This window comes from Zunongwangia pacifica (assembly GCF_023499215.1).
GTDB lineage: Bacteria > Bacteroidota > Bacteroidia > Flavobacteriales > Flavobacteriaceae > Zunongwangia > Zunongwangia pacifica.
The window spans coordinates 78,138-87,585 of record NZ_JAKHSK010000018.1; the positions used below are offsets into that span (position 1 = coordinate 78,138).

Annotated in this window: 12 protein-coding genes; 4 read left to right on the plus strand and 8 right to left on the minus strand. The window is 35.5% G+C overall.

The features are described from left to right. Positions 1-2 precede the first annotated feature (2 nt). From L1967_RS13290 to L1967_RS13305, 4 genes are read right to left on the minus strand one after another with little or no spacing between them, the layout of a single operon-like run. Positions 3-914 (minus strand): mechanosensitive ion channel family protein, encoded by a 912-nt coding sequence (locus L1967_RS13290; RefSeq protein WP_249602046.1) that lies wholly within the window; start codon positions 912-914, stop codon positions 3-5. After that, a complete protein-coding gene (locus L1967_RS13295) occupies positions 915-2,012 on the minus strand; it encodes an endonuclease/exonuclease/phosphatase family protein (protein WP_249602047.1) in 1,098 nt (365 codons plus the stop codon). It lies immediately after the preceding gene. 47 nt (positions 2,013-2,059) lie between these two features. Further along, a complete protein-coding gene (locus L1967_RS13300) occupies positions 2,060-3,349 on the minus strand; it encodes a mechanosensitive ion channel family protein (RefSeq protein WP_249602048.1) in 1,290 nt (429 codons plus the stop codon). Next, positions 3,349-3,633 carry a DUF3817 domain-containing protein gene (locus tag L1967_RS13305; protein WP_249602049.1) on the minus strand — a complete coding sequence of 95 codons (285 nt, stop codon included), beginning with the start codon at positions 3,631-3,633 and terminating at the stop codon, positions 3,349-3,351. Before L1967_RS13305 ends, L1967_RS13300 begins: the two co-directional genes overlap by 1 nt. A 155-nt stretch (positions 3,634-3,788) precedes the next feature. On the opposite strand from L1967_RS13305, the gene galE reads away from it, so the two are divergent. Next, a complete protein-coding gene (gene galE / locus L1967_RS13310; RefSeq protein WP_249602050.1) occupies positions 3,789-4,829 on the plus strand; it encodes a UDP-glucose 4-epimerase GalE in 1,041 nt (346 codons plus the stop codon). Between the two features lie 76 nt (positions 4,830-4,905). On the opposite strand, the gene L1967_RS13315 is transcribed toward galE, so the two are convergent. From L1967_RS13315 to L1967_RS13330, 4 genes are all read right to left on the minus strand, one after another. Then, a complete protein-coding gene (locus L1967_RS13315) occupies positions 4,906-5,064 on the minus strand; it encodes a YqaE/Pmp3 family membrane protein (RefSeq protein ID WP_249602051.1) in 159 nt (52 codons plus the stop codon). Between the two features lie 95 nt (positions 5,065-5,159). After that, positions 5,160-5,942 (minus strand): DUF1206 domain-containing protein, encoded by a 783-nt coding sequence (locus L1967_RS13320; RefSeq protein WP_249602052.1) that lies wholly within the window; start codon positions 5,940-5,942, stop codon positions 5,160-5,162. A 106-nt stretch (positions 5,943-6,048) separates the two neighbouring features. After that, the gene (locus L1967_RS13325) at positions 6,049-6,669 is read right to left on the minus strand and encodes a YqaA family protein (protein ID WP_249602053.1); all 621 of its coding nucleotides are present in this window, start codon (positions 6,667-6,669) and stop codon (positions 6,049-6,051) included. 59 nt (positions 6,670-6,728) lie between these two features. Then, a complete protein-coding gene (locus L1967_RS13330; RefSeq protein ID WP_249602054.1) occupies positions 6,729-7,121 on the minus strand; it encodes a hypothetical protein in 393 nt (130 codons plus the stop codon). A 212-nt stretch (positions 7,122-7,333) separates the two neighbouring features. Here L1967_RS13330 and L1967_RS13335 point away from each other — a divergent pair, with 212 nt between their 5' ends. The 3 genes from L1967_RS13335 (at position 7,334) to L1967_RS13345 (ending at position 9,340) form a co-directional block, all read left to right on the plus strand. Beyond that, positions 7,334-8,047 (plus strand): SDR family oxidoreductase, encoded by a 714-nt coding sequence (locus L1967_RS13335; RefSeq protein ID WP_249602055.1) that lies wholly within the window; start codon positions 7,334-7,336, stop codon positions 8,045-8,047. 90 nt (positions 8,048-8,137) lie between these two features. Next, positions 8,138-8,467: an ArsR/SmtB family transcription factor gene (locus tag L1967_RS13340; protein WP_249602056.1), complete on the plus strand. Its 330-nt coding sequence runs from the start codon at positions 8,138-8,140 to the stop codon at positions 8,465-8,467. Next, the gene (locus tag L1967_RS13345; protein WP_249602057.1) at positions 8,468-9,340 is read left to right on the plus strand and encodes a flavin-containing monooxygenase; all 873 of its coding nucleotides are present in this window, start codon (positions 8,468-8,470) and stop codon (positions 9,338-9,340) included. The last annotated feature ends 108 nt before the right edge of the window (positions 9,341-9,448 follow it).

Below are 9,448 nucleotides of genomic sequence, written 5' to 3' on the forward strand. Positions count from 1 at the left end.
GCTTAGTCCTTTTCAAGCATGCCTTTTGCCAGCCGTACAGGAAATTCTTTTTCACCACCATAAAGTTTAATTTCCTGTATATCGGCAGGCATATAAAAGCCATTATCTTCTAAAGCTTCTTTAATGGTTCGTACTACATTTCCTTTGGTGATTAATGCCATTTTTCTAAAATCGGTAGTGTCTACCCAAAAGAAAACTTTTAAGTTCACTGTACTCGTTGCCAGTTCGTCTTCTATAACAAAATTTTCATGTAGATCATCAGCGATTACAGTGGGCTCCTTTGCTAAGGTTTCCATGACTACTTTTTTGGCAGCATCAATATTATCTTCATAAGCAATACCAATTATAAAATCCCATCTAAAGAATCCGTCCTCGGTATAATTGGTAACAGGCTTTGTAAGCACGTCACTATTTGGAATATAAACATCTTTACCATCAAAGGTTTTTAACTTGGTATATCTAAATTCTAGCGCTTTTACTTTTCCAAAATTGGCGCCGATTTCTACGGTGTCGTTAATGTTAAAAGGTCGATTAAAGGCTAATATGATTCCTGAAATAAAGTTTTCCCCAATATCCTTAAAAGCAAATCCTAAAATCAAAGCACTGGCCCCTGCAGCAGTAAAAATCCCGGTTGCTATTGCACCAAGACCGGCAGCTTTTAATCCCAGAATAATAGCGATGACAATAATGATAAACTTAATGGCTTTTCCAAGAAAACGGCTCATTAATGGGTCATGCGTTCGTTTAGCAATTCTTTTGGTTAGAAAATTGCCTATAGCCGAACCAATTAACACTCCAAGAACAATTAATAAAAGTCCGAATCCTATACCTGGTAATTGTTTTATGAAATTCTCGTAGTAGGTACTTGTTGCTTCGGTGATATCTTGAATTTGATTTGGTTCTTGAAAAATCATTTATTGCGTATTTTTTTCAGTTTTCTCTTTAGCTTTTTCCTGATCTTCTTCCTTTTCCGCCTCAATTTGTTTTCTGGCGTTTTTTAACTGATTTTCAGTGGGAGGTTCAGGGACCTGTTCCTTTGCCCTTTCAGGTTCGTAAGTGATTTCAGCAAAAGCGGGAAAATGATCAGAGCCAATATCCCTGCCTACTTCAACGCTTTTTACCCTAAATTCTTCCGTAGTAAAAATGTGGTCTAAAGGCCAGCGCATAATAATGTTATTTGCATTAAAAGTATTAAAAAAGCCTCTGCCGATACGTAAATCGAGTAATCCGCCTACTTTTCTAAAAATCCTTGTCGTTTGAGACCAGGCGACATCGTTAAAATCTCCCATTACAATCACCGGGTATTTGGCATCATACGTTCTAAGCGCAATTGTCATCATTTCGGCATCACGATCTGAAGAACTTGGGTTATGCTGTGGCATGGGTGGGGTAGGATGTATGCTATAAAATTGCAGCGTATCTCCTTCAAAAAGCAATTTGGTATCTATGGAAGGAATACTGTCTTCTACCAGAAAATGAACTTTAGGGTCGATTAATTTTAACTTTGAATAGAATAATTTTCCGTAAGTATTATCTAAAGGAACTTCTTTTTTATAAGGATATCTTTTTGAAAGATAGGGCGAAATGTCTTGAGCCCATTTTAAATTGGCTTCATCTAAAATCAACAGGTCGGGATCTAAACGATCTACTTCCTTTAAGATAGACTGGTGGTCATTATTTTTTTGTAATACGTTAGCCGTTAGCAGCTTGATGCTTTTCTTTTTAGGGTTGCTATCGCCAATTTCGGTTGGACTAAACGGGGTATACGTATAAATTTTTCCTATTTGTACTGCTATGCAAGCCATTAATATGATTACAAATACATAGTCTTCTATCCATCGAATATTAAACTTTATAAAATAAAGTAATAAGGCTAAAATGGTAAGTATCGTTAATTGTACATGAGGGAAATCGAAAACACGAATCCACCAATAATCGGCAGCAACAAACGGAAAAATAGTAAGGACAATGGTAATAATACCAAATATCTGAAGGAAGCGGCGTAGTTTCATAACCAGCAATTTAGGCTAAAAAGCCATGCCGCTATGTTTAAGTTAGGTTAATTTTCTTGTTGAAATCCGTATAATTTCGTGATATCGTCTCCAGAAGGAGATTCAAATAATTGCAATCCAAAATAAGGGATCGCAGCAATTACATGATCAAAAATATCTGCAGTGATATACTCAAAATTCTCCCATCGTTTGTCCCGGCTAAAACATAGAATTTCGATAGGAATTCCCTTATCTGTAGGCGCCTGGTGTCTTACGATAATATAAAGTTCTTTGTGAATGGCAGAATGCTCATTTAAATAAGCATCTACATATTTTCTAAAAATCCCTAAATTGGTTTGATTTCTTCCATTTAAAGGGAGTGATTTATCAACATTATTTTCTTTGTTGAATTTATCGATTTCTTCCTGTCTTGAACTTACATACTTTTTAATGAGAGCTACCTTTTTAAGTTCTTCTAAATTTTCAGAAGTCATAAATTTTACTGAATTCTGCTTAATGTAAACGGCTCTTTTTATTCGGCGACCGGGAGATTCCTGCATTCCACGCCAGTTCTGGAAGGATTCTGAAATTAAGCTATAGGTAGGAATGGTAGTAAAGGTGTTATCCCAGTTTTGTACTCTTACGGTAGCAAGACTTATCTCGGTCACATTCCCATCAGCACCGTATTTCTCAAAAGTAATCCAGTCGCCAATCCTAACAATATCGTTAACGGCCACCTGAATGGAAGCGACAAATCCCAAAATGGTATCTTTAAACACTAAAATTAGAACTGCTGAAGCTGCACCTAAAGATATAATGAAGCTTTTAACAGATTCTCCGGTAATTTCAGCAAAAATAAACATCAGCCCAATAACCCAAACCAGGATCATGACTACCTGAATGTAGCTATCTACGGGTTTATCGTTAAATTGGCGTAAGGTTTTTAGGTAATGTTTCGAGGTTCTTAGTAAACTCCTACAGATCCAGATTACCAGAATTATGACATAAAGATCAAAGAGCTTATCGAAAATGGCCAATATTGCCGAATAATCGACAAAAATGATGGGCACCAGATAATAAAGCACCAATAAAGGTAAGATCTGCCCTACATAACGTGGAAAATTACTTTGAATCAAAAAATCATCAAAAGTAGTTTTTGTTTTATCAGTAAATGTCTTGAATGTTTGTATTACAAAGCGCTTAATAAGATAATTAATGCCAAGAATAATAAGGATTAAAACAAGAATATTAAGTAATAGGTTGGCGTAATGTGCAATATTATAATTTACACCATTTCTAAGTAAAAAATTTTCAAGCAAACAAGATAGTTGCTTTATATCTTCATTCAGTTGAATCATTATAAATATTTTCTTTCAGCATAAAATGGCCCTAACGGTAAAACCGAACAAATGACTACAATAAATAGTTGCTTTAATTTCCAATTAAAAATTTCATATAAATAATAGGCGCCAAAAACATATAAAACGAATAATACACCATGTGCCATACCTACTAAACGAACCATTTCTGGCATTTCCCAAATATATTTTAAAGGCATGGCGATTAGTAATAATACCAAGAACGATATGGCCTCTAGCGTGCTAATAATCTTAAATAAACGAACAATTTTTTCTTTATCCATATCAAAAATTTTGACTACAAATATAAGCCATTGTAAGTGAATTTTTGTTTAAGATATGGGATAATTGCCTTGTATTACTTTACAATGAAGATTCTACAAACAACTTCGTTATTTATTATAGTTTCACTAAATTGCAGGTTAATCAATCATACATTATGAGTGGAAAAATATTAGTGACCGGCGGGCTTGGTTTTATTGGTTCGCATACTGTGGTTGCACTCCAACAAAAGGGCTATGATGTTGTGATAATAGACAATTTGTCTAATTCTTCTATCGACGTATTAGCCGGGATCACCAGAATTACAGAAAAAACCCCTGAATTTGAAAAGCTTGATCTTAGAGAGAAAAGTGCTGTAAAAGATTTTTTTGAAAAATATACCGACATTGACGGGGTGATTCATTTTGCAGCTTCCAAAGCGGTGGGCGAAAGTGTAAAAAATCCATTATTATATTACGAGAATAATCTTGCCTCACTTATCTATTTGCTTCAGGAATTAAGTAAAAAAGACAAAGCGAACTTTATTTTTAGCAGTTCCTGTACCGTATATGGACAGGCTGATGAATTACCGATAAAGGAAGAGTTTCCTGTAAAAAAAGCAGAATCTCCCTACGGAAATACCAAACAAATTGGGGAAGAAATAATTATTGATAGCTGTAAAGTTGCAGAAGGATTAAAGGCAATTTCGCTGCGTTATTTTAATCCGATTGGCGCGCACCATTCCGCTGAAATTGGAGAATTACCCCTGGGAACTCCACAAAACCTTGTGCCATTTATCACCCAAACAGCTATTGGCAAACGTAAAGAGTTATCTATTTTTGGTGATGATTATCCAACTGAAGATGGTACTTGTATTAGGGATTATATCCATGTTATGGATTTAGCCGAAGCGCATGTCGCAGCATTAACCAGACTTTTGGAAAATAAAGAAGCGCCAAAGTACGAAGTTTTTAATCTGGGAACAGGTAAAGGTAGTTCGGTTTTAGAAGTAGTACATTCTTTTGAAAGAGCTACTAATGAGAAATTAAATTATAAAATAGCTCCGCGTAGGGAAGGGGATGTGATTGCGGCTTATGCCGACACGACCAAAGCGAACAAAGTTTTAGGATGGAAGGCTGATACCGATCTTGATACTTCTTTAGCAAGTGCCTGGAAATGGGAAAAAAAGGTACAAGAAAAAGAAGAAGTTGAGGAATAATAAATAATACATCTTTGTATAAATAGAAAAACCGGCTTCATGCCGGTTTTTCTATTTAATATCTTTTTTCTCTGGATTATCGAGTACCGTTGACTAAAAAGGCATGAATTACCCCAGGTAGCCAACCAATAAGGGTTAAAATAATACTGATAAGTAAAGTAGTCCCTACACCATGTTTCATATACACGGCAAGAGGCGGTAAAAGAATATTTAGAAGGATTGTTAAAATAGACATCGTTTAATTTTTTGGTTAGTTATTAATTTTTAACTAATGTAATGCTATGTGATTAAGTTATTGGTATAATTAGTTTTAGTTTAACTCACTTTAACTTAAGCTTTAAATTTACGATACTTCGCCATCATAAACATATAAATACCATAGCAAACCAATCCGGCCGCCACAGCTCCTAATAAATATTGACCATAAGATGAATCCTGAAGAAAGGAAAAAGCATCGGTAGTACTTTTAATTTCTGAAGTATTCGATTCCATGGCGGCTCTTATAAAAAAGTATCCCAAAATAAAGAATATCACCCCACGGGCAATAAGTCCCATTAAACCGGTATTTTTAATTGTTTTTCTTCTTTTTTCTTCTGAAATGGATTTGTAATCAAATTTGGAAAGAAAACTTTTAGTATACGCCTTTTTCATTTGATTGATTCCTGCACCAATAAGCGCAATACCAATAGCAGCAAATATAAAAACTCCAATCTGGCCAGTCATAAAATCGGGACTTTTACTGCCGCTTCCGGAACTTCCTCCGGCATTAATAACTTTCATGATTGCCGAGATGGCTAAAGCCAGATAAATTAAAGCACTTACCCCAAAGGCAGCTCTTTTTACTTTTCCTTTTTTATCGGTACCAATGTTTTCAGGATCCTGAAATACCTGAATGGCTCTCCAAATTACATAGCATAAAAGGCCAATAGCCATTACTATTAATATGGCATTTCCAAAAGATTGTTTTTCTAGAAATTCTAAAGCCTGAAATTTTCCGGCTTTTTGCCCGCCCATATTAAAAGCAGCCAAGAAAGTAAGTACGCCGGTTATCGCATAAACCGATCCTTTTGCAACGTATCCCGTACGCGCAATCTTCTTTAATTTTGAGTTCATTTAGATTGTTTTTTAGTTGGTAGTTCTAAATGTACTCTAATAAAAAAGGTCGTTCCAAAATTTTAGCACAAGTTTACATCCTTATGCCTCAAAATGTTATAAAGCGTTAAACCATTTCGAAAATTACAAGGGCATAAAGGTAAAAACGAACAAATCGCAACAAGCCAAACATTAGGTAACTGCTAAACGGAAAATTAATAATCCCTGCTGCAATACTTGTTATAGAAAAAGGAATAGGTAATAAGGCACCAACAATAATTAAAAATCCTCCCCATTTTCGTGTATTCTTAATGTGCTGTGCCAATTTTAATTCCATAGCCTCGTGCACGCTGGGTATTTTAGTGATGCTCCGGCCAATGTGGTAGGATACAATTCCCCCTGCATAAGAAGCAACCGCTAAAAACGATAAATATAAAATGGGACTTGCAGATTTGCCGGCCCAGGCAATAAATAACTCAGGCGGAATTAACCCTAAGAGGGATTCGCTGGCAAAAAAGATGCTTAAGATGACCATTGGTGAATAGGTTTCAGTGACCATCACCAAAGTATCTTCTATATCAATTACAAAACGATCTAAAGCAAATAAAGCACCAACAAATAATACAATGGGTAAAATAGCTTTTTTGAGACTTTTCCAAACAAAGCTATAAAAACCAGTATACTTGTAATATTGGTGCATTAAGCGCAGTCTTGATTTTTTCTTCTTAGACTTCGCATCTTTCTTCATCAGCTATCTTTTAAGAAATTTATCTGGTTAGTCCAGAGGTAAACAGGCGTAGAAGTTTCTTAGTTCTCTTCAGCGTATTCTGTAAATGCCTGAATATAATCGCGCAATTCGATCTCATTTACCTTATTGGTATGATCTTCCATTAAAGATAAAAGGTAAGCAAGGCTTTCCTGCCCGGTTACTTCATCTTCTACGCGAACTTCCTGATTTTCCTCATCATCTTCGATAGGATCGTCTTCAGGAATGGCAATATTAAATGACTGATACTCCTCTACATGCTCAAAAGTTAATCTAATTACTTTGGCAAGTAGTGGCTGTCTTTCCTCAACCACATAAGTTCTAAGTTCTTTTAAATCGTCGATCAGCGTATTGGTAATAATTCCGTTTCTCATTAAATCTCGCTGAATCTTGTTAAGCAGCTTCTGAGCTTTTATGTTTTCTAAAGGTTTCAAATTATCAGTGTATTTATTTGTAGTAGTAAGAAATCAAGTTTTTGCAAAAATACTTTTTTATGCTAGTTCTGAAACTATTTAACACCAAAATTAATAAAGGTTTTAGATTTAAAATTAACAATTAATTACCAATTATAATTTTAAACGCCATAGCTTCTTTATTAGCTTTAATTCTAAAGCAAATTTCAAATAAAAAAATAAAGAAATTACTTATGAATAATTTAAAAGGAAAAGTTGCATTTATTACCGGTGGAAGTAAAGGTATTGGCTATGGCGTCGCAGAAGCGCTGCTAAACCAGGGATTTAAGGTGGCGATTACCAGCCGTTCTTTAGACGCTGCACAAGATGCGGCTAAAGAATTAGAAAATAAAGGAGAAATTATTGGTTTAGAAGCCGATGTTAGAAATTATGAAAGTCAGCAAAAAGCAGTGAAGGCTGCTGTAGATAAGTTCGGAAAAATAGACCTTTTAGTTGCTAATGCCGGGGTAGGAAAGTTTAATTCTATCGAAGATATGACTCCAGAAGAATGGAATGATACCATCGAAACCAACCTTACGGGAGTTTTCTATAGCGTAAAATCTTCGCTAAGCGAATTGGTGAAAAACGAAGGGTACATCATTACGATTTCCAGTCTTGCAGGTACTAATTTCTTTGCTGGTGGAGCCGCTTACAACGCCAGCAAATTTGGTTTAACCGGTTTTTCACAGGCTGTTATGTTAGATTTAAGACAAAAAGGAGTAAAAGTAAGTACCATTATGCCGGGATCTGTAGCCACGCATTTTAATGGACATACTCCAAGTGATGAAGATGCCTGGAAAATCCAAAAAGAAGATATTGGTGAACTTGTAGTCGATTTAATGAGAATGAATCCCAGAACCTTACCAAGTAAAGTAGAGGTAAGACCGTCTAAACCACCAAGAAAATAATGGTTAGATCAAAAATGTGTAAAAAAGCTGCATCATATTGCAGCTTTTTTTGAAATTATAATTATCGTAATATTGCAATAAAAATAGGCTATGGGAGTTACAAAATCAGAAATCTTTAGTGAAAGTCAGAATCAAATAGCTACAATAGCCAAAGTTTTGGGACATCCCGCAAGAATTGCTATACTTCAGCAAATCATTAAAGCTAAAAGTTGTATTTGTGGTGATCTGGTGACCGAAATTGGTCTTGCGCAGCCCACCATTTCACAGCATCTTCGAGAATTAAAGAATATTGGCATCATAAAAGGAGATATTGAGGGAACCCGGGTGTGTTATTGTATAGACGAAGACAAATGGGGCGAGATTCGAGATATTCTGACTAACTTTTTTCAGCAGGATATCTGTGGAAAGGAGTGTTGTTAGATGTTATATGATGTAATTATTGTGGGCGGTGGGCAAAGTGCCCTTGCCAGTGCATACTATTTAAGACGAACTTCCCTAAAATATATCATTTTAGACGCTAATCTGAATTGTGGCGGTTCCTGGGATCAAAATTGGGATGATTTAGACTTATTTTCGACGGCGCAGCATAGTTCGCTGCCGGGTTGGCTAATGCCAAAGACCAAAACCGAATATCCAACCAAAGAAGAAGTAATCGATTATTTGTGCCAATACGAAAAACGTTACTATTTTCCGATAAAAAGAGGCATTAAAATAACCAATATTGAAAAAGAAAACGAGGTGTTTATTCTGAAAAGTGTACAGGGAAATTTTAAATCTAAAGTGGTTATAGCAGCCACCGGCACGCAGTCTCACCCCATTATTCCTGAAATTAAAGGAAGAAAACACTTCAAAGGCAAACAATTGCATTCCTCGCAGTATCGTAAAGCTGAAGATTTTATTAGTAAACTACCTTGGAGTATTAAATCCTTTGGCGGTGCCAATAAAAAAGTGTTGGTTGTAGGCGAGGGGAATAGTGGAGCTCAAATTCTGGCGCAGCTTTCAAAAGTAGCTAAAACCAAATGGGCGGTTAAAAATACTCCTCAGTTTTTACCAGATGATGTGGATGGTAAGGATTTATTCGATCGGGCTTCAGCAAAATATAAAGCCAAAAAACAAGAAAAAAGTTTTAAGCCTGAAAACTATAATATTGGGAGTATTGTAATGGTTCCGCAGGTAAAGGAAGCCCGCGATCGTGGAGTTTATACGGAATTTAATCGCATTAAAAGCATCACAAAAACCGGTGTACGCTGGCAAAACGGAGAAACAGAAGATTTTAATAGTGAAATGATTTAAACTTTTTTTAAAAATAAAAAAGGGTTGCAGATATTTGTGTTGCGAAACATACAATTATCAAAACCAACCCTTTATGTACTCTGTACTTGACAAAGATACAATAGAATT

What these genes read in the sequence shown, in the direction of transcription:
- L1967_RS13325 (WP_249602053.1), bottom strand. Translation starts at nt 6,669, where the DNA reads ATGAAGAAAGATGCGAAGTCTAAGAAGAAAAAATCAAGACTGCGCTTA.
- L1967_RS13345 (WP_249602057.1), top strand. Translation starts at nt 8,468, where the DNA reads ATGTTATATGATGTAATTATTGTGGGCGGTGGGCAAAGTGCCCTTGCC.
- L1967_RS13305 (WP_249602049.1), bottom strand. Translation starts at nt 3,633, where the DNA reads ATGGATAAAGAAAAAATTGTTCGTTTATTTAAGATTATTAGCACGCTA.
- L1967_RS13315 (WP_249602051.1), bottom strand. Translation starts at nt 5,064, where the DNA reads ATGTCTATTTTAACAATCCTTCTAAATATTCTTTTACCGCCTCTTGCC.
- L1967_RS13295 (WP_249602047.1), bottom strand. Translation starts at nt 2,012, where the DNA reads ATGAAACTACGCCGCTTCCTTCAGATATTTGGTATTATTACCATTGTC.
- L1967_RS13300 (WP_249602048.1), bottom strand. Translation starts at nt 3,349, where the DNA reads ATGATTCAACTGAATGAAGATATAAAGCAACTATCTTGTTTGCTTGAA.
- L1967_RS13320 (WP_249602052.1), bottom strand. Translation starts at nt 5,942, where the DNA reads ATGAACTCAAAATTAAAGAAGATTGCGCGTACGGGATACGTTGCAAAA.
- galE (WP_249602050.1), top strand. Translation starts at nt 3,789, where the DNA reads ATGAGTGGAAAAATATTAGTGACCGGCGGGCTTGGTTTTATTGGTTCG.
- L1967_RS13290 (WP_249602046.1), bottom strand. Translation starts at nt 914, where the DNA reads ATGATTTTTCAAGAACCAAATCAAATTCAAGATATCACCGAAGCAACA.
- L1967_RS13335 (WP_249602055.1), top strand. Translation starts at nt 7,334, where the DNA reads ATGAATAATTTAAAAGGAAAAGTTGCATTTATTACCGGTGGAAGTAAA.
- L1967_RS13340 (WP_249602056.1), top strand. Translation starts at nt 8,138, where the DNA reads ATGGGAGTTACAAAATCAGAAATCTTTAGTGAAAGTCAGAATCAAATA.